This is a genomic window from Rhodococcus sp. T2V, from assembly GCF_029269925.1.
Taxonomy (GTDB): domain Bacteria; phylum Actinomycetota; class Actinomycetes; order Mycobacteriales; family Mycobacteriaceae; genus Rhodococcus_F; species Rhodococcus_F koreensis.
The window spans coordinates 1-21,615 of the sequence record NZ_JARJBD010000128.1; the positions used below are offsets into that span (position 1 = coordinate 1).

Consider the following 21,615-nt stretch of genomic DNA (forward strand, 5'->3'; position numbering starts at 1 on the left):
CAGCACGACGGAAGGACGTCCGGAGCACGACGAGCATGTCGATGCCAGCGGAATGCAGTCACCGAAACCGGAGGACACCCCGCGCGGCGCGGTGGCGTCGCCGGCGGAGGAGAAGCCCGCCGCAGATGCCGCTGAATCCGAGGGCAGCGACTCGGGAGTGGGACCTGCGCATCAGGGAGGCGTCGGCCGGGCCGAAGACAAGAAGTAGATGGTCCCGGATCTCCGGCGACGAAAGTCCCGGAAACGTCGCCGCGCGACCCGCAGGTCGACGGCAGACATGGCAGCAGTGTTCCGTTCGAGGGAGCCGAACCTGTTGGGTGGTTTCGCGTCGGGGCAGCTCATCGAATCATACGGTGGCTCAATGGGTCCCTATCGATCTACCTCTCGAGGGAGTCGGTGGACCGCACTGCAGCGTACTTTCGCGGGTGGGCCGAGGTGCCCGCGATCACCCGTTGCCTGCAGTGTTCTCCCGACGTGAAGGTGCCGGTCGGGTGGGCCGGGGAGGTAGGGTACGGAAACGGAGCCGGGTCGGCCGGTGTCCGCGGCCGACTGTCCCGGATTCCGGTGCCGGGTGCGTGCCACGGTCCGGCGATGGTCGACCCTCGCGGAACGGCGGTGCGTGATGTCCGAAGGCGATGATGCGTCGACGCGGGACGATACGCAGTGGAATTACCGTGCCCGCCACGAAACGGAAACCCAACGGCTGGACCGCAACTGGGAAGGGTTGTTGCAGGAGTTACGGGTCGTGCAGACCGGGGTGCAGCTGCTCACCGGGTTCTTGCTGACATTGCCTTTCCAGCAGCGCTTCTCCGATCTGACCGACTTCGAGGTGGGGGTTTATCTGGTGACGGTCGCGCTGTCGGTGGCCTCGACGATGCTGCTGGTCGCACCCGCCGGGATTCATCGGATGGTGTTTCGCCAACATGCCCTTCCGGTACTGGTGGCCACCTCGCACCGGCTGGCGATGTGCGGGATCGCGACGTTCGGCGCGGCCCTGGTCGGGGTGGTCCTGCTGATCTTCAGTTTTGTGATCTCGCCACGGGTCGGGCTGGTCGCGGCCGTCGTCGCCGCCGTGATGTTCGTCGGACTCACGCTGCTGGCCACGATCTTGCGGTGGCGGAACCGCACCGACGACAACCGGTCGCAGCAGTCTCCAGCCTCCGATTCGTAGCGCTGCTCCGGGGAGCGTCGTGCTGCCCAGTCCTGCGGTGTCAGGAGGTTTCCCGCCGTCCCGCCCGATGCGGTCATCGCTGCCGGCCCACAAGGTGCTCGCCACACCGGGATCGGGGAGGTAGGCCACGGGGTGTGCCACCAGAGGTGCAGGGCAAACGGGGTTACCGTGAGTCCGGGCAGGGCACTCGCCCAGGTAGTAGTTGATGCTCGCTCGGGGCTCGCGTGACGGTCGGGCCGGCGACGGCGACGGTCGCACCGAGGTGGGAGTGCCGCGGGGTCAACCTGCGAGGGGTGGGGGACCAGGGTCCGCTCGTCCAGGGATCGCGGGGCCACCGCGCGTAAGACAGCGTCCGTCCGGGCCGCTGACGCGCACGAAGGGTGAGTTACTCAGGCGCTTTCGCGGTCCTCGAGGCCGACCGCGTCGCGTCGTTCGTCGCGGTGTCGGGTCAGGGCGGGTTTGTCGTCGGCGAGTTCGTCCATCAGGTCGTCGAGGGCGTCGGCGATGGCGTTGAGTTTGTGCTGGACCGCGTCATCGGCGCGTTTCTGGGTGTTCTGCAGCAGCGCCACCAGCAGGAAGGTGACGATGGTGGTCAGGGTGTTGATCAACTGCCAGGTGTCAATGGTGCCGATCACCAGGAACGACGGTGCCCACAGCAGAACCAGCAACACGCAGAGCGCGAAGAACCAGGCATGGGAGGCGAACAGGCTTGCCCGGGTGGCGAATCGGTCGAAGAACGACAATTTTGTCCGAAATGGTTGAGGGGATGGACGCGTCCGCTGACGGTGTCGGTGACTGCGCCATGACGATTCCGTACCTGGTCACGTTCCTCTCGCCTACCCGTCCACCGAGAATCTCAATCGGACCTCCAGGCTCCGGGCGCCTGAGTACCACACCTGTGGGGCGGTACGTCGGGAGCGCACCCGATGGGCTCGGCCTCGGACAATAGGTGACCGTGGCGAGGATGGCTGGCTTCGTCGGAATCCGTTCTCGTTTCCTCGCCTGAAGGCTGCACGTTCGGCGTGTCCTTCCTCGGGCTCCAGATGAAATCTGGTTCGGAAGTGTCCGGAGAAGCGGGGGAGACTCACGGGCGATGTGGTTCCCGCTCCGGAGGCTGTCCACGCAGCCAGAGGCATTTGGCGGGCTGGTCGAAATTTAGTACCAGTGGCGGCGTCCGCCGACGGCGCGGCCGGTTCCTCCGAGGAGCGCGAGGATGGCTCCGATGACCAGCAGGATGATCCCGATGGTCGTGAGGATCGAGATGTGCGCCACAAGCCCGATCACAAGCAGAATCAGTCCGAGAATGATCACGATGAACCTCGTTTCGCCGATGTGCGCCGTCGCCCTGCGCCCTGGATTTTCGGTTACCCCGTCGGTGGGATCGGAAACGACGGTGATGGGGATCGTCGCCGGCGCCGAGGCGTCGGTCTGCCCGCGATCTGCTCGGACACCGACACCCGGCGGACGCCCCGGGTCGGGCTTATGCTCGCACCATTGCCGAGGGAGAGGGTTCGCCGCGCAGGCCGGAGAAGGGCGATTACACGACACCGGAGCCTGAAGACCTGGTCGTGGGTGCCGTTGTGCTGGTTCGGCGGCAGTTCGGACAAGCGACGCCGGCGTGATCGTAGAGAACTACTCCGAACTGACGGACACCGCCGAACCCGGGCTTGTCTGGGCGCCGGTGCATCGGTGGACGGTGGCCCCTGCAGAGGGACATCTGGTCTTCGTTGAGACCGCTGAGCCTTACCCTTCGAGCCCGCACCCGGAAATCCGGTTCGGGGACGCAACTGCTTGCGCGGGGCGTCAGCAGGGTGGTTCCCAACCATACGCAACAGCTCTGTTCGCGACTGCCGCAATTGTTTTCGCTCCACGGCCCGAGTGTGGGGCGTTTGGAGGTGTTGTTCGATGTCACCTGGTGGTCGGGCCGCGGGGTAGTGCGCCGAACGGGTCTGCCGCGGCGGCGAGAACGTCGATGAAGAACGTTGCGGGGATCGGAGGCCACTCCGGACGCCACCGTCCTGCGGCATGGTCGTCGCATAGCGCCTGCACGAGAGCGACCACGCGCGGTCCCCCGTCGGGCAGGAACCGGACCAGGCCGAGTGATGCGCATTGCGCCGTGATGTTCACGAGCAGGGTCTTGGCGTCGTCGATGCGTCCGGTGGCGGCCAGGCAGTCGGTCCACAGCAGTCGCGCTGCCAGGAGCGCTCGGGGCCGTCCGCGGCCGTCGAGCAGGCGAACCCATTCACCTGCCCAGGCGCAGGCCCGGTTGGTCCGCTCCGGGATGCCTTCGCGCATCAGGAGGCGGATCGTCGTGGCTTCCGCGAGTTGCGCGGTCACCTCGTCCAGTCCGCCCACGGGCCGCGGCCGACCGGCGTACTCGAAAACGTACGGCGCGGTCACCGGACTCGGCGCCGGCAAGCCGAGCCGCACCCATTCCCGCGCGATTGCGGCGCCCAGACGCGGCAGTGAGCGGGCCCCGGCCGCCGCGGCACCGTCGGACAGGCGCTGCCCGGCGGCAGCGGTGTCACCGCACAGTGCACTGAGCCGCGCGCCCGTCACGTAGAACGCGAGCAGGCAGTCGACGACGACAGCATCCGCGACGACGTCCGCCGCATCGTCGAGCAGGCGTGTCGCATCCACCAGGTTTCCGGTGTCGTATCGCGCCCGGCCGAGCAGTGCGCCTGCCGCGCGCGCCGCTCCCGGTGCGCCGGCCACCTCGGCGAGCTGTATCGCGCGCCGAAAAAGCGGCTCGGTCGCGGCGACGTCCAGTTGCTCGGTGGCCGCCACACCGGCCAGACACGCGCCCACACCCGACCCGAGGGGCCCTGGCGCCCGCTTCTGCAGCGTCGTGGCCCACTCCTGCAGTCGCCGCGCCTCGTCGAAGCGGAACGCGGCGATCTCGGCGAACGTGGCCGCATCGGCGGCTGCGGACACCACCGATGGACGGAGCGTGTCCGGTGCCGACAGGCAGTGCGCTACCGCACGGTCGATGTCGTCTCGCGGGTCGACTCGATCCGCCGCGATCCGCAGCACGCCACGGAGAATGGCGGTCTCGATGCCGGTCTCACCACGGATGCCCGATTTCTCGACCAGTCGCAACGCGGCGTCCGCCGCCGGTATCCGGTCGAGCTGCGCATTCGCCCACGCGAGGGCCGTGAGCAGTCGGGGCCGCCGCTCCACCAGCGGACCGGGGATCCGGGCCACGAGGTCGGTAAACTTCGCCGCATTCCCGTGTTCGATCAGGTCCATGCCGGTGCTCTCCATCAGCTCGACCGCCGACCCGTCGTCGCCGGCCGCGAGCGCGTGTTCGACTGCATCGACCGCCATTCCGTGTTCGGCGAACCACCGGGCGGCCACGCGATGCAGTGCCGTGGTGCGGCCAGGTTCCCGCTCGAGGCGCTCGCGGAGGAAGTCCCGAAACAGCGGTGTGTAGCGGAACCACGGTCCTCGTCGATCCTGTGGAGGAACAGGTCGCGGTCCTCGATGTCCTCGAGCAGCGTGTGGGCCCGGCTGTCCTGTGCGAGTGCCGAGGCGAGTGATCCACAGATACGTTCGGGGACCGAGGTGGCGAGCAGGAAATCGAGGGTGCGGGGTTCGAGAGCATCGAGCACGTTCTCGGCGAGGAATTCCGCGATCCCGTGATGGCGGCCGGAGACGTGGTCGAGGGCGGAGCTGGGGGTGTCGGTGCCACCGGGTGAGGTCACCGCCAGTTTCAGCGCCGCCGCCCATCCCTCGGAGGAGTCGGCGAGGTCGCGGACTCGGCCGGCAGCGACGTCGTCCAACCCGTGACAGTCGAGGAAAGCGGACACCTCGTCGACGGTGAACCGCAACGCGTCCGCGTCGATCTCGACGAGTTCGTCGCGCACCCGCATCCGGCTCAGCGGCAACCCTGCCTGCGTGCGGCTGAGGACGACGATCTGGAGGTGATGGCAGCCGTGGTCGATGAGGAAGTCCAAGGCGGCGAGGGTCGACCGGTTGGTGACCCGGTCCCATCGGTCGATCATGACCGCCACTCGTCTGCCGGAGTCGTGGATCTCGTTGATGAGCGAGGTCAGCACGGGCCGCACCGCCGCATCACCGTGTGCGCCCAGGGCGTCGTCCAACTCGGCCGCCAGACCGGGACGCACACGGCGGATCGATTCGACGACATGCGCGAGGAACCAGATCGGGTCGTCGTCGTCCACATCGGCGGTCAACCAGGCGACGTCCACCCCGTCGGCGACGAGCACCTCCGACCACTGAGTCGCCAGGGTGCTCTTGCCGAACCCCGCGGGCGCGTGCACGACGGTCAGCCGCCGCCGCTGCTGTGAGCGCAACAGGTCGAGCAGCCGAGCCCGTAGCACGATCGGACCCACCGACACCGGCGGACGGTACTTCGTCGCGGGAGCGGGCGGCGGCGTCGGCCGCGGCCCGGAAACCACCGGGTGGGACGGCGCCACCGCCGGTTGCTCGTCGCCGCCGGTCGGGGACAGGGCCATGTCGTCGACCGGCACCCCGTGTCGGCGCTGCAGGGTGCGCAGGTGGTCTCCGAACGCGAACGCGGTGGCCGGCCGGTCACCCGGGCGCCCCGCCATCGCCTGCTCGATCACGGCGCCCACGTCGTCCGGCACATCAGCAGGGAGATCGGGCACCGATTCGGTGACGATCCGGAGGAACTGTGTCATCACCCGCTCACCGCTGTGCCGCTCGTAGGCGGCGTGGCCGGTGACCGCGGCGAACAGGGTCGCGCCCAAACCGTAGATATCGGAGGCGGGGGAGGGCGCGTCACCTTTGAGCAACTCGGGCGCGGTGAACGCGGGAGATGCGGTGAGCACGCCGCCCGCGGTCTCGAAACCGCCCGCGATCCGTGCGATGCCGAAATCGGACAGCTGCGGCTGCCGGTACTCGGTGATCAGGATGTTCGCCGGTTTGACGTCCCGGTGCAGGGTGCCCGCCCGGTGCGCCGTCTCCAGTGCACCTGCTAGTTTCACCCCGAGCGCGGCCGCTTCCGCCCATCTGAGGGGGCCGTGCCGGCGGATCCGATCGTCCAGTGACCCGTGCCGGTGATACGGCATCACGATGTAGGGGCGGCCGCGGTCGGTGACACCCGCCTGCAACGCAGGTGCGATGTGGGGATGCCCCGACAACCGGCCCATCGCCCGCTGCTCCCGCAGGAACCTTTCGACGTTCTCCTGGTCCAGCTCCGCGGTGAGGACCTTGATCGCCACGGTGCGGTCGAGGGCGGGTTGCCGGCATCGGAAGACCACACCGAACCCGCCACGACCGATCTCCAGCGCCTCGGTGAAACCCGCCTGGTCCAGTTCGGCAGTGATATCGGGAAATCGATCCCGTTGTGTCGACAGTGGATCGACGTCGATCATGAAAGTCTTGCGCCTCACCTTCGAACGTGAGGAGAGCACCCATCGCGGGGGGAGCGCTCTCGCAGATCCCACCCTCGACGGGTGCCCGATTCTGCATGTTCTACGCAGGGGCAGCGGAAGAACTCCCCAGCCGAAGGTCACACCATCGCTGAGCGACCAGCCCCGGGTGCGGACCCACCCCTTTTCGACACAGCAGGAGTCGTCATCGGAGGTGGTACGACCTCGGTGAGGGTGAAGAGGACACCCGCCGCACCGCGCATGCGCACGATCTGAAAACACCGTCCCCGTGCGGACATGATTACCCAGCGAAGCGACCAGGACAGCTCCGGGTCTCCCACGAGGTCGATGCAGTAATTGGCATGGACGGCAGCGCGGGCCGTTCCGAAGACTGAGCAATGTTGTGCGCGAGAACCTCATGATCAATTCGGCGCGATGCCGACGAGTTCTACGATGCCGACTCGCGGTGCAGCGCGCAGATGACGCTGGTTTCCGCACTGCCGGCCGCGCCGATCACGACATACAGTCGGTGCGGCTCCTCATGCTCACCGGAAAACCGCTCGCGGAGAGCGGTAATCGACATCGATACCGGTCCGTTTCGTTGGTGTTTCCCTCTGCCAGGCGCGCATTCCCGGCGGCATGCTGCCGGGGATCGGTGTGTCAGGACCGGAATATCGAGGCAACTCCGGTGCGTTGGCGCGCTTCGTCGTGGGACGCGTGGTGGCACTCGAGATCGAAAGCTGTGCGTAAAACCGTCGATGTGGGGGTAATCGCCGGGGCAGCCCGGTTCGCCCTGCACGGCAGCTGGGCACGGCTCCACGAACCGGCAATACGGTCCGTGGAGCCGCTTCGCCTGTCGAGCAGGCTCCGTTCGGGTTCGGCATCAGCTCTCGCTCTGTGCACGAACTCACCCTGGGATCGGCGGCTCTACCGGGTCAGCAGCGGCGAGTGCCGCTGGTAGTGCTCGTGCAGAACGACGGCGCCTGCGAGTACGCGGTCGACGTCGGTCCAGGCCACCAAAAAGGTGGCGCGGTGACGCCACCGGATTAATCCGGCGAGCAGGCGCGGGGAGCGCACGTCGGTCCGTTCGAATCCGAGGTAGGATCCGCGGCGTCGGGGGCTGATCAGGACACCGACGAGCTCGGGTGGCGGTATCGGTTGGTCGTTTTCGCCTCCGCCGTCGTGTGTGTTGTCGGGGATGTGGAAGCGCAGATCGATCACCCAGCCGACGCGGTGATCGTCGCCGTCGTGGACCGGTAGGTCGAGCAGGTCAGTCAGGAGCATGTCGTCCTCCGGGGATGCGGCTGATGATCTGGTCTCGTACCCACCGTTCGGGCCAGGTCGCGTCGAGGGTGTCCGAGCGCACCCGCAAGCCGAGGGTGATGCCCACGGACGCCACGTCGCTCCAGTGGATCCGCTGGAGACGGGACCGGGGCGGCCGGCCCCCGAAGATGCGGGTCGCGAGGGTAAAGCCGGTGAGGATCGCATCGATTCGCGGCGGATCGGCCCGGTCGAGGCGGTGTCCGGTCTCGATTCCGGTGAGTTCGAGGTCGTCGACGGTGGCGACGGGAACGTCGTTGCAGTCGAGGATTTGCCGGTCCAGCAGATGTAACCGGGCATCGATCAGCCGGCCGCCCCGACCGTCCCGGTCTCCGGACCGCTGTGGTGTGGTCATTGTCCCGCTCCCGTGACGATCATCAACGGGATCGCCGCCGCCGAGGCGGCCATGATGATCACCAGATACACCGTACCGAGCGCGTTGACGACCCGGCCGGTGACGTGCCGGCCCATGTACTGCGGGTCGTTGGAGATGATCAGCACCGGCAGATACGTCAACGGCAGCGCGATCGCCGAGAACACCACCGAGTACTCGGTCACCAGGATCGGATCCACCCCGGTCATCAACACCCCCACCGCAACGACCAGCAACACCAGCATGGTCAGGTGGAATCGGGCCGCCTGCGCCGGACGCCGAAACTTCCCCCACGACCAACCCAGGAACTGCGCCAGGGTGTATCCGCCGGACAGGGTGGTCTCGAGCGCGGCGCCGAAGGTGGCCGCCACGATCCCGACGATGATCACGGCCACCGCCAGCTTGCCGCCGGCCTCGGCCACCGGAATCAGTACCTGCGACAGGCTGGTCACCTCGACGCCACCGGGCAGGAACACCATCGCCGACAACGCGGCGATCGCCACCGACAGGATCCCACCGAGCGGAAACCCGACCAGCACGTTCAGGCGGGACTTTGCCAGATCGTCGACGGTCCACTTCTCCTCCACGGCGCCGGAGGAGAAGAAGAACACTTCGTACGGGGTCATCGCCGCACCGAACAACGCGATCGCGTAATACCAGTACGCCGCAACGGTTTCGCCTTCTTCGACCGACGGGGTCAGGGCCTGGTCGGCGAGGGCACCCCAGTCCGGGCCGAGGAGGAAGACGGCGACGGCGAACATGATCAGGCACAACCCGACCAACCCGGTGACGTCCTCCATCACCGAGAACTTCACCCGCCAGATCACCAACCACACCGCCAGCGCGGCCACCGGGATCCACAGCTTCGGATTCACGCTGCTGGCCAGTTGCAGGGCCAGGGCGATGCCGCCGACCTCGGCGGTCAGGGTGAGCAGGTTGATCAGGAAGGAGGCGCTCAGGTTCGCCACCGCCATCCGGGGTCCGAGTCGTTCGCGGATGATCTCGAAGGTGGCCCGGCCACTGACCGCGGCGACCCGCCCGGACATCTGGGCGAACAGGCAGATCCCCAGCACCCCCACCGGCACCACCCAGGCCAAAGATAACCCGAAACGCGAGCCGACCACCGCGTTGGTGACCAGATCGCCGATATCAAGAATCCGCCGATCGCGGTCAGCACACCCAACGCGACGGCGAAGATCCGGGTCACTGCGCCGCCTTGAGGCGGTCGGCGAGCATCTGCAGGTGGGCACCGGCGTCGCCGAGACCGGCGGCCACCTGCGGAAGATCCGCAGGCTGCCCGACGCCGGTGACGATGTCGCGGCCGCGGACGATGTCCCCGGTGACGGTGTCGGCCCACCGCAGCACCTCGGCGCGAAGCTGTACTTGGTCGCGGGTGTCGACCTGCCGATCCGCCGTCGACGAGGCGGCCTGGTCGACCTCCTCGAGCATGTCCGCCAACGCTGTCTCGGTCGCCGCGACGGTAGTGCGGCCGTCGGCGTAGGCGGTCACACTCAACTGGCTCGACACTGCCGCCGACGCGATCTGCTGCGCCGCCCGCTCGAAGTCGCCCTCCACACCACCACGCATCGAGGCGCACCCGCCCGCGAGCAACCCGAGCGCCACCACCGCCACCACGGCGGACCCCAGTCGCATCGCAGCGCCCGCCCGCCGGCGCGGCAAAGGCGTCGACACACACCGGATCATCATCACCAGTTACACCGTAGATGTCCCGCCCGTGGTGGATCCGGTCAATCGGCCTGGTCGCCGCGAAACCGCAATCAGCAGCATGGTGTGGACCGAGCGGTGACGGCCAGGCAACGGGTACCCCTCCGGTCACCGGTCAGTGTTCCTAATCGAGCATCGGGGTGGGTAGGGGCGAAAGTCCACTCCCACCGATCTCACCGCGCACCGCGGCGTCGGAGGCAGTGCCCGCGGGTGCGGGAGCGGGGTCGTTGTCGACGTCCCGGCGGGTCGCCTTCTCGACGAGCAGCGGCACGAAACAACGGATCCGGCCGTGTACAGCACGGACGCGATATCTCACGCGCCCCAGTCTCGCACTCCGCGCAGGAGGTTGCCACCCCGACCGGACAGCGCAGCGCGACGACATCGACCGATCCTCATTCGTCCTCCCCCAGGTCTTCAGTCAGTCCCGGTACGACGTGCCCGGTGCGTCAATCCAAGGACGCTCACCCCCAGCGTTTACAAAAACCCCGTTGCGGATAAACGATCGGTGGAGGTGCATGCACCATGACCACCGAACAGTCGGTGCGCGATACCGGCGGCACAGGCCAGGCCACCATGCCTATCCGCACACGCAAGCTCCAAGACCTGGTCGCGGCGATGTGTTCGATCGACACCAGCGACGAGCCACTCGACCTCGACGCGATAGCACGGATCCGGCAACGCCAGTTCGACGACTGGATCGTCCCCGCCGCCCGCTCCGGCCTCCTCACCGTGCGCGAGATCGACACACTCGTCCAGTGCTGGCACGCCGACCCTCGGTCGCTGTTCGACGCCCTCCTCGCCAACTCCGACGAACTCACCCGCAGGCGCTGCCAAGCAATCTGGAACTCGACGGACCCCATCGTCGCGGTGTCTGCGGGGATGTGTCAGGCGTAGTCGAGGGCGTGTTGTGTGTGGCACACATCGTCACGCGAAGATAGGGCACACCACCGACCCTCCTCCGGATGCATGAGCCACGCCGTCATCGCCGTCAGTCGGTTGAATCAGGGCCCAGCGAACGAATGACCTGCAAGGGGAGATCGGGAAGCTCGACTCCCGTCGACAGCGCATCTGTGTGCGCTCCGATGTGCGTGCGTGCTCGCATGCTGTGGCAAGTGGCGTCCGAGGCGGAGTTGGTCTTACTACGGGCAGTGGGTGCAGCGGTGGGCAGTGGGAGTTCCTCGGCTCGAATGCGCCTCACAGGGCGAGTTTTCGGTTCTACCTCGACGGCCGGCGCTGGCCGAGTTCCAGCGCGAGCTGATCGCGGCCAACACCTGCCGAAGATCGAAACTCGCTCAACGCCGGTTCCGGCGGGCCGTTGGCGGATCGGTGTGGTGGATATAAGGATGAGCATGCGGATGAGGTTCCAGGAGCAACTCGATGCGCTGACCGATCAGTTGGCGTCGATGTGCCACGAGGCAGGACAGGCCATCACGTCGGCGACCTCGGCGCTGGTGCTGGCGGACCTGTCCGCGGCCGAGCGGGTGTTCGAGATCAATGAGCAGATCGAGGCGTTGCGGGGCCCGTGCGAGGAGCAGGCGATGACGCTGCTGGCGTTGCAGGCTCCGGTCGCGCGGGATCTGCGGCAGGTCGTCACCGGGGTGCACCTGGTGGCGGACCTGAGCCGGATGGGTGGGCTGGCGCAGCATGTGGCCGAAAGTGTGCGCCGCCGGCACCCCAACCACGTCGCTTCCGGCGAGGCCGAACAGCTTCTCGGGCGAATGGGCCGGTTGGCGGGCGAGTTGGCCGATCTGGCCGAGCAGGTGCTCCGGACCCGAGATTCCGAACTGGCCGCGGAACTGGATCGACGCGACGACGAACTCGATAACCTGCATCGCCAGCTGTTGGATCTGATTCAGGATCCCGCGTGGACCGACAGCGTCACCGTCGCGGTCGACGCGACGTTGCTCGGCCGGTTCTACGAACGGTTCGGCGACCACACCGTGGTGGTTGGCCGCCGGGTGATCTTCTTCGTTACCGGAGAACAACTGGCGCAGTAGTCCGTCACCGCGGTCTCCGCGATCGGTTTCGCCAGAAATCCTGGTGGAAAATGAGGGTCACACATCACAACCGAGGCCGCGCCGGCACCCGCACCCGGTCGCGCGATCCGGTGTCAGCGGGATCCGTCGACGACAAGGGCAGTTGTGCTGCCACTCTGCCGGCGAAGCAGCAGTTGTAGGGCTCGAGGTCGGACAGGATCCCACGGTCGATGACCGGCCTAGTGTGGAGTTATGCCGAGTTATTGCACGGCGCTGCAGGTGACGGCGCACGACGACCCGTCCTACGGGGGCAGATACGTCCCCGGTGTGGTGACGACGGGTCACGTGCACGCCGTGCACTGGCCCGATCCTCAGGGTCGGTCGTGGAACGAGCTGGAAACTGTGTGCGGGCGGTCGACGCGAGGGATGGAGCAGCAGGCGCACGTCGACCCGACGCAGTGGCCGTTGCCGAAGTGGTCGCGAAAGGCTTGTCTGGTGTGTGCGGCCAGAACGTAGAGCACCCTGGGCGTTTGCTGTCCGCGGTATGACAGCCATCCCTCTGGCCCCTGAACAGTGACCAGAACGCCCGAAGCAATCACCTCAATCTGCAGATCCTCAAACCGGTTTCGTCACGCATTCCAGAGCCCGGGGCCAGTCCTGCTACTGCGGTTGGCGGGCTTGTTGGTGGGCGGTGAGCAGCAGATGGTCGAACCGGGTGCGCAGACGGTGTCGGGTTCGAGCTCGCCGAATGCGGCGACGATTCGTTCGGCCAGGGTGCGAAGCCGGGTATTGGTTTCCTGGAAGCGTCAGGTCAGGATGTCGAACGCGCGGTCGGCGGGGATGCCGTAGATCAGCATCAGGGCCCCTTTTGCCACCCATGACGGGCCCACTCGCCCCCCGGGGATGTGATCGACGAACGTGGCGGGACGGGACACATCCCGATGACGTCGGTACCCGCCGGGTGATCGTGGCGGTCGTGCCGTGAGGCCCGGCGGGCACGGGCCGGGCGGGGCCGGGTTGACGGATTCCGTCCTGTCGGCGGCTCAGCCCGGATCGAGGGTGTGTCTGCCCTCGGTCGTCGCCGGAGGAACGGTCGGCTCGGTGACCGCCGGAGCTGCGACCACGGCCGCCCCGTCCTGGGGTCCTGCGGTGCCGGAGTCGACGCCCGCGCCTGCGGTGCCGGAGTCGACGCCCGCGCTGGTGTCGTGGCCGCGGTGGGTGGCCTTCTTCGCCAACGCACCGACCTTCTGCTGCACCTGGGGGGCCTTGTCCTTCACGACGTGCGTCGCGTCACTTACCTTCTCCTGCACGGTGGGGTTGTGCCAGAGCTCGAGGGACTGATTCCTCATCTTCTCGTAGGTCTGGCGGCCGGCCCGGGTACCCGCGACGAAGCCCACGGCCACCCCGGTTGCGAAGATCAGCGCTTTTTCCATGACATTCTCCTGTGCTCGACCGTTCCGGTGCGGCTGCGACATCGCAGCCCACATTCGCTGCGGTGACGCACCGTGTGGGTGACCTCATCTGGCGGAGGCGTTTTCCTTTACCTCGGTGATGCCACGTCCGCTCGGACAGGAATCCAGATACCCCGATTGTCTTGTGCGCAATCACGATCCTTTGTGCCGAAGCAGATTTTCTGTCGTTCACGTAGGTGTGATGTCGGATCAGTGATGCGGATCAGCGGGACGAAAGTCGGGGGTGGCGCGGTCCACGATCAGACCGCCCGGGTGGTAGGACTTTTCGAACAACTCGAAGGTCAACGCGGTGATGAGAGCGCCTGCGGCGAACGCCAGCATGGCGGCGAGGACGCGTTTGGGGATGGTGAACCATCCGCCGACCAGGGCCCCGATGACCAGGGCGCTGGAGGCGATCACTCCGAAGATCAACGACTCGACGATGGTTGCACCTCTTCATCTTTCATCCGTGCCCCGGCAGTCCAGGGCAAGGCGACTGCCGGGACTGGTGGTCGGTGCGCTACGTCGATGTCCCGCTCCCGGGTCCCTGTGGGGGTGTTCTAGTGGTGTACGCGGCGACCGGTGACGGCCTTGACCACGAACAACAGGATCACCGCCCCGCCCAGACAGGTCAGGAAGCTGAAGATCAGCCCACCACCTTCGACGTCGACACCGAGCAGCTTGAGTAGAAATCCACCGAGCAGTCCGCCGACGATGCCTACGACGATGTTGACGAGGATGCCTTGCTGGGCGTCGGTGCCCATGATTTTGCTGCCGATCCAGCCGGCGAGTCCGCCGATGATGATCCAGCCGATGATTCCCATTCCGAGCATCGTGGGTCCTTTCCCAGGGCGCCCGCGAGGTGGTCTTGGGTGCCACGGCCGCCGTCCGGGTTGCCGACGGCTCGTGGTTAAGGGATACCCCGATGGGGTCCGCGAGAAGCAGCGCGGGGAGTGCACGCCTGCGTCGTGATCACTCACCCGGAAATGCCGCGACCATGTCTCGGCAGGTGCACCGTCCGGCTGGAAGTCAGGGGTTCGGTTCTTGCTCGAGGAGCGCAGGATGACCGTCGTGCCCGGTGGGAACCGGGTAGTAGGTGTGGCCGGTCGTGGGGTCGACGACCACGACATGGGCGCCGTCGGCGAGGTGCCCGGACCCGTCACCAGTGAGGTGCCTGCCGTGTTGGTCGAACACGCTGACGGTGCCGCTCTCGGCAGCGACGTACAGGCGTTGCGCGCCCTGGTCGTAGGCGAGCACGTCCGGTTGTGTGCCAACGGTGTTCGTGCCGGTGACCTGCCAGATTGTCAGGTCGACGGTGAGCAGGCTGGCGTTGTCCCCTCAGGCAACGAACGCGAGCCGTGCTGGCGGGTCGAGGGCGACGCCGTGGCCGCCGCGGCAGCCGGGCAACGGGAGCCGGCGGATGACGTCCAGGGTTTCGGGGTCGATGGCGGCGAGATCACCCTGCCCTTGCACGGCGACGAGCGTCTGATCGGCGACCGGGTCGTAGACGACGTTGCCGACCTCGCCGCCGAGGTCGACATGTCTCGGACACAGCACCCGGAACGGTGAGTCGAGAGAAATCGAGCCCTCGCGTCACGCTCACCGGGTCGGGCAGCGTTCCCATCGCTGCGCAACGGTGTTACACACTGCGGGTATCGGGCACTGGTCTTACCGTGTGTCGATGGGAATGGGTCTGCTGATACTCGACCTGCCGCGCGCCTGGCCTCGGCACACGGCACTGGACACCGCGGCCGACGAGCTCCGCGACCGCGGCATCGAGCACTGGTCCGGTCTCGAGCTGCGCGCCACCGCGTCCACCGGCACTGACCTGATCCGCCGGTTCACCTTCACCTACTGGGCCGAGGCGACCGCCGCGCGCACCCATCACGGCGGCTACCTGGACCTGTGGGAACGTCTCGATCCCGCCGAACGCGCCGCGCTCACGCACGTCGCATCCGGCGCTGCCGTCAGCGCGGACGTCACCACCCTGTTGGTCCGCGTGGCGGGCGAGGGTTTCCTGCCGCGTGATCGGGACGGTCGCCCACGGCTGCCGGCCAGCCTGCGCCACTTCCTGCGTGCGATGGACGACCGCCGCCGCTGAAGGCGCGCAGAGGAAAAGCAGAGCAGTGGCGGCGCTGCCGGGTCAGAACCGAACCCAGGCTGGGCGTTCTTCCTCCTGCCCGCAGGGCAAGCGCTGACCCGGCGATGAGCGCGCCCACCCGGAGGCAAGGTCTCGCGGGGCACCGGGTGGGCGTTGCGGCTCTATTGCCTGCGCGCGGTGCGGCTCTATTGCCTGCGCGGGGTGCGGGGCTTCCTCAGGTAGGGCGCACGTTCTGGGCCTGCAGCCCCTTCTGTCCCCGGCCGATCTCGAACTCGACCCGCTGATTCTCCTCGAGCGACTTGTATCCGGTGCACTGGATCTCGGAGAACTGGACGAACAGGTCCGCACTGCCGTCGTCGGGGCTGATGAATCCGAAGCCCTTCTCGCCGTTGAACCACTTCACCGTGCCCTGCGCCATGGTCGCTCACTCCCTGTCCCGGCGAGCCGGCACCGTCTACCGAGGACCGACCGCGAACGTCCTGACCCCGGCATTTCCCCGGACGGCCGGAACGCGACGGGGCGCGGTGTCCTCGATCTGAACGATGGCAGAAACAGCACCCGGTGGGTAGGGGCAAAGGTCCTGGACCCCTCGCCGCGGCAGGCACCGGAGGGCCGAGATCGGGCCGGTTGCAGCGGGAGTCGGTGCGGTACGACCCGAACGGTTGGTTCGCGTGTCCGACGGTGGGTGCCCTCGGCTCCGGTGTCCTGGTGGCTGCGCCGCATGCGGTGAAGGATGGGTGTATGGCCAGCTCACAGCCGATGCTCACGAAGGAGAAGGGGATGGTTTCCGATGGTGGTCCATCCCCCGCCCGTGTCGGCGGCGGCGGCCGTGTCGGCCGCGGTGCGTGACATCGAGGTGTTGATCGGAAAGGAGTCGGAGGGCGCGACGGCGGTGTTGCCGACCGAGGAGGGGTGGATGGTGGAGGTGGAGGTGGTCGACGACCGGCACATTCCCCCGTCGGCGGACATGTTGGCACTGTACGAGGTGGTGCTGGATCTGGACGGGGAAATGCTGTCGTACCGCAGGACTCGTCGATTCCGGCGGGGCTCCGCCATCAGGGTGGCGGACGAGGGGCTGCCCATCGACGACGAAGACGAAGACGCCCCACAATGACCGAAGCGACGGTGACGGTGACGGTTGCCGGTGAAAAGTTCGAGCCCGCACACACCACCGGCGTCGGCGCTCACATCGGTGTGCGTGTCGACGAAGAACGAGCGCGGTGGGGGAGTGTTGTGGAGAGCATGCGCACCCATCATCGGGCAACGCCGTGGTCGCAGCAGTGCGTGCCGGCCCGCGGGCGCGCAGAATAGAAGCCAGGAGGACATCATGGGTGCGCTACGTGGCCTACTCAACGCGCTGCTGGGGATCGTCACGGCCCTGCTCGGCGTGGTGCTGGGGATCGTTGCGGCGCTGCTCTGGCTTGTCGGTGGGGTGCTCTGCGTGACGGTCATCCTGATTCCGCTGGGGCTTCCCGTCATCAGGCTCGCGAGTCGTCTGTTCACGCTCGCCGGACGGCTGATGCGCCTTCCCTGACCGGGTTCCCCTGTGGCGTGTGAGCTGCTGCTGGGGCTGCTCGACGGTCCGCCGGGGGATCTAGTCGAGGGCCGCGACGGCTGGATCTCGTACCCAGGTAAGACGCAGAAGGCGTAGAACGTCACCTCCACCGACTACCCGACCATTTCTCAGGTACGTCCGGACCGGGGCGTTCACGGGGTGGCGTTTCGGCAGGGGCACCCCGCCTCACCGTCACGGCGGCCGTCAGTCGACTGCGGGACCTCTTCGGCTCGGCACCACTGGTGCCTCCGGGCGAATGTCTCTGGGAAACACGCAATTCCGCGCCTGATCCCGGGCCCGTCGGGCGGCGAGTGGTGCGAAGATGAAGCATGCGCCGCCATCGTTGGCCGGCCATCGCGCCGCCCCCCGACCGGGGTCTTCGCGTGCATGCACCGGTGCCGATCACGGCCGAGAAAGACCTGACTCTCGAACTGTCTGCGGTCACCGCATTCGCGTCCGGGCTGCTGCTGCAACTGGCGATGCGGGTCACCGGGATCCGCGCCGACTTCGCCCGCTACGAAACCCGTCCCCTGACCGACCCCCACGACTGGTCGGCGCGGTGGTCCTACCTGACCGTGCTGGTCCTCGTCGACGACCTCGGCGGCCCCGCCGACCCGCTTCACCCGACCGAACCCCGCTTCGACGAATCCGGGCCGTACCGCACGACGCCGTGGTACTGGATCGGCACCTACCCGCGCACCGGGTCGCTGATCGTCACCACCAGCTGGACCGAGATCGGACTCCATCCCACTTCCCTCACCGTCGCGCTCGGCCCCAGCCCGTTCCCCACCACCTCCGAATCCGACGCGGGAAGGTAACAGCCACAGTGACTCCCGCACCCGACGTCGGCATCAACCGAACCAGAACCCGAGGGAGCGCGGCGAGCTCGTCCCGTCAGTCCGCTGGCCGCGGGAACACACATTGGAATCGTTCGCCGAAACGTGTTCCTGCCAGCCCGCAATTCCAGGGTCAGTGCGGCAGGGTGGCCAGGTGCCGCCGCCGGTGGACCTCGGTGAGGCCGGTGGCCGGTGGTGGGCTCTCGGGCCACCGTCTGATCGGCACCGGTGGCCGGTGGTATTGCTGTTTCGCCGGCACGGCCACCACGCTTTCCGTCGTAGGGGTCTCGCCCGAGTACCCGCGGCCGAGGGTGGGGAAGCGGCACCACAGAACTTCGGCGCCGTCGACGCCCGGTTCGGGCCCTCCTCGTCACCGACTTCTCGACGAAATCCGATGCACACGAAACGGCAGCGTGTCGACCCGTGAGCGGCGTGTACCAGCGCGGACCGCGCCACGCATCCCGCCTCCACCACGGTGTCGGTGCCGGCTCTTCTCCCTCACCGGCGGGGTTCATCCCCGGCACGAGAGCGGATTCCGTGTGCGGATATCGGGGCAATCGGAGAGTCAGGGTCGGTACTCGACCGGTCGGGTCACCGGTCCAGGTCCTGCGGGTTGACCCTGAACAGCCCGCAGGACCGCGCCCTACTGCGGTCGTGGGGCTCGTTGGTGGGCGGTGAGGAGTAGGTGATCGAACCGTGCGCAGGCCGGTGTCGGGTTCGAGTTCGCCGAATGCAGCGACGATCCGTTCGGCGAGGGCGCGGAGCCGTGTATTTGTTTCCTGGGAGCGCCAGGTGAGGATGTCGAACGCGCGGTCGGCGGGGATGCCGTAGACCAGCATCAGCGCCCCCTTGGCCTGTTCGATCACCGCCCGGGATTGTTCGAGGGCGGCGACGGTTTCGTCGACGGAGTCTTTGACGTCGTTGCGGTGGGAGTCGGTGATGTCGATGTAGAAGCCGGTCGTGCCGATGACGGCGCCGCTGTCGTCGTGGTCCTCGGGGTGTTTGTGGGAGAGCAGCAGTTCGGTGGTCGGGGTGACCTCGCCGGGTTGGTACCCGTGCATGTGGGCGACGGTGTCGGACCATTCCCACCGTTGCCCGTCCAGGAAGAACCGGAAGCTACCCACCCGCTGCGGCTCACCGCCACCGAACACCTGCTCCGAATCCACGCCTCTTCTTAGCGCATGAGCGGCACAGGGTGTGGCCGATCCGAGCCGTAGGTTCCGAGGGACGTTTCGTCGAAGTGCCCCCGCCTGCGGCGGCCGCAGGGGCGGTTCGTCGCCGAAATCCGCGGAACAACGGACACATCAGGGGGATTGGCAGCCGAACTGATTGATGTGCATCCCACAACGCACCGGAACTTGGGTACTCCGAGGGAAGGAGGTGATCGCATGACTACGCACGAGTCGATTCGGCACTGGGTTGCCGAACAGATGCACCTCGATATCGGCACTGCCGGACCCGCCGAACTCGCCCGACTCGATGCTGCGACCGCGGCGGCGGAGGCGGGGTATGTGCGCATGCTGCTCCGCCTCCGCGACTACCGTCCTCTGGCCGGATGAGGCTACGGATCTCGCGGCCTGGGCGTTGCTGTCAGGGGTGGGCCGGGACGGCGGCTTCGCTGCCGTTCGGTGTTTGCTCGCAGGCTTCGCTGCCGTTCGGCGTTTCGGCGCAGCTGAGGTAGCGGGCGACGCGCCGACACTCGACGTGGTGCCGTTACCGGGCTTCTGCTGGCCTGATGTGCCGGATTTTAGCTGGTCGAGAACCAGTGCGGTCCCGCCGACCGCAGCGGCGATCGGCCACTGCACCACCCCGGTCGCCGCGACCGCGTCCATCGTCAACACGGCGGCCGGTGTCGAATGACTGCCGCGGTGCGCACCCGCCGCGCCGGCGGCCGCGCCCTTGAGGCTGCCGACCAGGCCGCCGACCGTGGCTGCGCCGATGGCGCCGAGGGCGGCAGTCGCGGCCTCACCCACCCCGGTCACCGCCCGTGCCGCACCGCTCACCAGATTCATGACCTCTCACCACTCCTCCTCGCCGAAAGGACCGGCGAAGCCGATCCTTTCGGCGAGGGGGAGTACCCCCACCGGCCCCCGCCTGAGCACCACGCCGGTGGGGGTACTCCCGCGCTCATGTCGACTCGAAATACCCTTCACGGAGAACGGTAACCGTCACACTTGTGCCGGCCTGTCACGGAGTCGGACGGCCGACGCGCGTAAGCAGGCGTCCGTGGGGTAATCGCTGGTACAGCCCAGTTCGCCCTGCCCGGCAGCTGGGTGCGGCTGCGCGGGTCCCCGCGGCTCGTGGAGCCGCCCTGTGTCGCGGAGTGAACGTGGTTCGCCGTACCTGAGCCGCTCATCGGTCGGCCGGGGGCATGCTGCGTCGTCGGGCGGCCGATCGCCCGAGGCTCGGGCCGACGAAACCTAGCGCGTTCCGGCTCGGGGCCCGATCGACGCGGTGGTGCGGGAGAGCAGGAACCCGAGCGCAACCATCGCGACGCCGAGCACGAAGTGCAGCCAGTTGTCGGCGGTGTTGACGGGCACGAAGTTCACATCACTGGCCTGATCGATGAGCAGACCGTAGATCCACAGGACGAGGTAGATGATCCCGCCGCCGATGAGGAACAGCTTTGCGGTGTCGGCGTGCCGGGACATCGCGATACCGGCGACACCGAACAACAGGTGCACGATGTTGTGCAGGATCGACACCGCGAACACCCCCAGCAGCATGGCCTGGGAGTGGTGGCCGGCGAAGGTGAGCATGTCGTAGTCGGTGGTGATTCCCGGGATGAAGCCGAGGACGCCGACGAGGAGGAACACCGCCCCGACGATCAGGGCGGCGAGTTGCAGGGGTGAGCGCGTCGTCGGTGACGCGGCCGGTCGAGTCATGGGAGTGCCTTTCTCGACGGTACGAACTCGAATGTCTGTTCCCCAGTGGTACCCCGGCACCCCACCGGGAAACAGCCGTTCGAACGACGCGCCCGCCGTCGTCAGCCATGCTCGGTGAGTTGACTGTTCGCACTGGTCGAGTGTGGGTGAGCGATGCGCGGGTCGTGCTGATCGGAAGTGGGCCTCGCGCACGGCGCCGACGAGTTCTACGCCTCGCGGGCGGAGATGATTTCCCGCCGAGAGTGGACCGCGTTCCATGTCCGGCGCGTCCTCCGATCAATCACCGGGGGGCCTACGGGGCGGGGCGTTGGAGTGATGGCTCAGGGTGGCAAAGCATGTCGAAGATCTCGGGGTATTTTCGGATAGTGGCCGGGCCCGGGCAGCCGGTCGGGTGTTGTTGCCGAGCCACGGCCGTCGGGAGCGAGATGGCCGATCCTCGAGCGTGGCGGTGTACGCACCACAGCTACAACCACGCTGTTGTAGGTTGTGAACCGCGTGCGACGCCACATTCGTGTGGTCGCGAGGACTGGTGTCGGGTACGGCCCGCGGGTCTGTCGGGGGCGGGTGTCAGCGCGCCTGATGGTGTTGATCGGGGTGGTCGTCGGCGAACATGGCCTCGATTCGGGCCTTGATTTCCTCGGTGCTGATCGCCGAGCCGTGTGTGGTGCCGCGGACTCCGGTTGTTGCGGTGGCTGGTGTGGTCGGGGTGTTCATCATGGCGGTTCCTGTCTGCGTTCCGAGGTGGGGGTTGCGGTGCGGGTGGGGCGTGGGTCAGAGTCCGACGGCGGTTTCGAGGAGGTCGAGTTCGGCGTCGAGGTGGTCGAGCATGGGGTGCAGATCCGGGACGGTGCGGCGGCAGCCGGTG

The 21,615-nt window shown here is 67.5% G+C and carries 24 protein-coding genes and 5 pseudogenes; 9 read left to right on the plus strand and 20 right to left on the minus strand.

Translation table 11 applies throughout. The features are described 5' to 3' along the window. Both P3H15_RS48395 and P3H15_RS48400 read left to right on the plus strand, forming a co-directional pair. Positions 1–208 (plus strand): annotated as a pseudogene (locus tag P3H15_RS48395) (hypothetical protein); the annotation flags it as partial. 414 nt (positions 209–622) lie between these two features. Continuing rightward, positions 623–1,171, plus strand: coding sequence for a DUF6328 family protein (locus P3H15_RS48400; RefSeq protein ID WP_276143863.1), 549 nt, complete (start codon positions 623–625; stop codon positions 1,169–1,171). 389 nt (positions 1,172–1,560) lie between these two features. Here P3H15_RS48400 and P3H15_RS48405 read toward each other — a convergent pair whose 3' ends face one another. The 9 genes and pseudogenes from P3H15_RS48405 to P3H15_RS48450 form a co-directional block, all read right to left on the minus strand. Beyond that, positions 1,561–1,914 (minus strand): low affinity iron permease family protein, encoded by a 354-nt coding sequence (locus P3H15_RS48405; RefSeq protein WP_276143864.1) that lies wholly within the window; start codon positions 1,912–1,914, stop codon positions 1,561–1,563. 412 nt (positions 1,915–2,326) lie between these two features. Next, positions 2,327–2,482 (minus strand): DUF6131 family protein, encoded by a 156-nt coding sequence (locus P3H15_RS48410; RefSeq protein WP_276143865.1) that lies wholly within the window; start codon positions 2,480–2,482, stop codon positions 2,327–2,329. Between the two features lie 597 nt (positions 2,483–3,079). Next, a pseudogene (locus P3H15_RS48420) lies at positions 3,080–6,531 on the minus strand (protein kinase). 445 nt (positions 6,532–6,976) lie between these two features. Beyond that, positions 6,977–7,111, minus strand: coding sequence for a hypothetical protein (locus tag P3H15_RS48425; protein ID WP_276143866.1), 135 nt, complete (start codon positions 7,109–7,111; stop codon positions 6,977–6,979). A gap of 344 nt (positions 7,112–7,455) precedes the next feature. Further along, the gene (locus tag P3H15_RS48430) at positions 7,456–7,812 is read right to left on the minus strand and encodes a hypothetical protein (protein ID WP_276143867.1); all 357 of its coding nucleotides are present in this window, start codon (positions 7,810–7,812) and stop codon (positions 7,456–7,458) included. Next, positions 7,799–8,203 (minus strand): hypothetical protein, encoded by a 405-nt coding sequence (locus tag P3H15_RS48435; RefSeq protein WP_276143868.1) that lies wholly within the window; start codon positions 8,201–8,203, stop codon positions 7,799–7,801. Before P3H15_RS48435 ends, P3H15_RS48430 begins: the two co-directional genes overlap by 14 nt. After that, positions 8,200–9,428: pseudogene (locus P3H15_RS48440) on the minus strand (NRAMP family divalent metal transporter). Before P3H15_RS48440 ends, P3H15_RS48435 begins: the two are co-directional and overlap by 4 nt. Beyond that, entirely contained in the window at positions 9,425–9,913 is a 489-nt protein-coding gene (locus P3H15_RS48445; protein WP_276143869.1) for a hypothetical protein, read from the minus strand. The pseudogene P3H15_RS48440 and the gene P3H15_RS48445 overlap by 4 nt, the downstream one beginning before the upstream one ends. 157 nt (positions 9,914–10,070) lie before the next feature. After that, positions 10,071–10,262, minus strand: coding sequence for a hypothetical protein (locus P3H15_RS48450; protein ID WP_276143870.1), 192 nt, complete (start codon positions 10,260–10,262; stop codon positions 10,071–10,073). Positions 10,263–10,468: 206 nt separating this feature from the next. Between P3H15_RS48450 and P3H15_RS48455 the strand changes: the two genes are divergently transcribed. Continuing rightward, a complete protein-coding gene (locus P3H15_RS48455; RefSeq protein WP_276143871.1) occupies positions 10,469–10,840 on the plus strand; it encodes a hypothetical protein in 372 nt (123 codons plus the stop codon). Positions 10,841–11,295: 455 nt separating this feature from the next. Next, positions 11,296–11,943, plus strand: a complete 648-nt coding sequence (phoU, locus tag P3H15_RS48460; RefSeq protein WP_276143886.1) for a phosphate signaling complex protein PhoU — start codon at positions 11,296–11,298, stop codon at positions 11,941–11,943. 639 nt (positions 11,944–12,582) lie between these two features. Here phoU and P3H15_RS48465 read toward each other — a convergent pair. The 6 genes and pseudogenes from P3H15_RS48465 to P3H15_RS48490 all read right to left on the minus strand — a co-directional run. Beyond that, positions 12,583–12,794 (minus strand): annotated as a pseudogene (locus P3H15_RS48465) (ANTAR domain-containing protein); the annotation flags it as partial. Positions 12,795–12,965: 171 nt separating this feature from the next. Further along, the gene (locus P3H15_RS48470) at positions 12,966–13,355 is read right to left on the minus strand and encodes a YtxH domain-containing protein (RefSeq protein ID WP_276143872.1); all 390 of its coding nucleotides are present in this window, start codon (positions 13,353–13,355) and stop codon (positions 12,966–12,968) included. A gap of 228 nt (positions 13,356–13,583) precedes the next feature. Further along, positions 13,584–13,805, minus strand: a complete 222-nt coding sequence (locus tag P3H15_RS48475) for a hypothetical protein (protein ID WP_276143873.1) — start codon at positions 13,803–13,805, stop codon at positions 13,584–13,586. Positions 13,806–13,933: 128 nt separating this feature from the next. Then, positions 13,934–14,206: a GlsB/YeaQ/YmgE family stress response membrane protein gene (locus P3H15_RS48480; protein WP_276143874.1), complete on the minus strand. Its 273-nt coding sequence runs from the start codon at positions 14,204–14,206 to the stop codon at positions 13,934–13,936. Between the two features lie 196 nt (positions 14,207–14,402). After that, the gene (locus tag P3H15_RS48485) at positions 14,403–14,630 is read right to left on the minus strand and encodes a hypothetical protein (protein ID WP_276143875.1); all 228 of its coding nucleotides are present in this window, start codon (positions 14,628–14,630) and stop codon (positions 14,403–14,405) included. Positions 14,631–14,711: 81 nt separating this feature from the next. Further along, complete coding sequence (locus tag P3H15_RS48490) at positions 14,712–14,930, minus strand: hypothetical protein (protein ID WP_276143876.1); 219 nt, start codon at positions 14,928–14,930, stop codon at positions 14,712–14,714. 124 nt (positions 14,931–15,054) lie between these two features. Between P3H15_RS48490 and P3H15_RS48495 the strand changes: the two genes are divergently transcribed. Next, a complete protein-coding gene (locus P3H15_RS48495) occupies positions 15,055–15,474 on the plus strand; it encodes a hypothetical protein (protein ID WP_276143877.1) in 420 nt (139 codons plus the stop codon). A gap of 214 nt (positions 15,475–15,688) precedes the next feature. On the opposite strand, the gene P3H15_RS48500 is transcribed toward P3H15_RS48495, so the two are convergent. After that, on the minus strand, positions 15,689–15,892 hold the full coding sequence (locus tag P3H15_RS48500; protein ID WP_276143878.1) for a cold-shock protein: 204 nt from the start codon (positions 15,890–15,892) through the stop codon (positions 15,689–15,691). 372 nt (positions 15,893–16,264) lie between these two features. Here P3H15_RS48500 and gvpO point away from each other — a divergent pair, with 372 nt between their 5' ends. The 4 genes from gvpO (at position 16,265) to P3H15_RS48520 (ending at position 17,847) form a co-directional block, all read left to right on the plus strand. After that, positions 16,265–16,588 carry a gas vesicle protein GvpO gene (gene gvpO, locus P3H15_RS48505; RefSeq protein WP_276143879.1) on the plus strand — a complete coding sequence of 108 codons (324 nt, stop codon included), beginning with the start codon at positions 16,265–16,267 and terminating at the stop codon, positions 16,586–16,588. After that, complete coding sequence (locus tag P3H15_RS48510; RefSeq protein ID WP_276143880.1) at positions 16,585–16,785, plus strand: hypothetical protein; 201 nt, start codon at positions 16,585–16,587, stop codon at positions 16,783–16,785. The genes gvpO and P3H15_RS48510 overlap by 4 nt, the downstream gene beginning before the upstream one ends. Before the next feature lie 16 nt (positions 16,786–16,801). Beyond that, entirely contained in the window at positions 16,802–17,008 is a 207-nt protein-coding gene (locus P3H15_RS48515; RefSeq protein ID WP_276143881.1) for a hypothetical protein, read from the plus strand. Between the two features lie 350 nt (positions 17,009–17,358). After that, positions 17,359–17,847 carry a hypothetical protein gene (locus P3H15_RS48520; RefSeq protein ID WP_276143882.1) on the plus strand — a complete coding sequence of 163 codons (489 nt, stop codon included), beginning with the start codon at positions 17,359–17,361 and terminating at the stop codon, positions 17,845–17,847. Between the two features lie 661 nt (positions 17,848–18,508). Here P3H15_RS48520 and P3H15_RS48525 read toward each other — a convergent pair. From P3H15_RS48525 to P3H15_RS48540, 4 genes and pseudogenes are all read right to left on the minus strand, one after another. Then, positions 18,509–19,031 (minus strand): annotated as a pseudogene (locus tag P3H15_RS48525) (ANTAR domain-containing protein). Between the two features lie 138 nt (positions 19,032–19,169). Continuing rightward, positions 19,170–19,877: a hypothetical protein gene (locus tag P3H15_RS48530; protein WP_276143883.1), complete on the minus strand. Its 708-nt coding sequence runs from the start codon at positions 19,875–19,877 to the stop codon at positions 19,170–19,172. Between the two features lie 408 nt (positions 19,878–20,285). Continuing rightward, positions 20,286–20,750, minus strand: coding sequence for a DUF4383 domain-containing protein (locus tag P3H15_RS48535; protein ID WP_276143884.1), 465 nt, complete (start codon positions 20,748–20,750; stop codon positions 20,286–20,288). A 567-nt stretch (positions 20,751–21,317) separates the two neighbouring features. After that, positions 21,318–21,467 (minus strand): hypothetical protein, encoded by a 150-nt coding sequence (locus tag P3H15_RS48540; RefSeq protein WP_276143885.1) that lies wholly within the window; start codon positions 21,465–21,467, stop codon positions 21,318–21,320. Positions 21,468–21,615 lie beyond the last annotated feature (148 nt).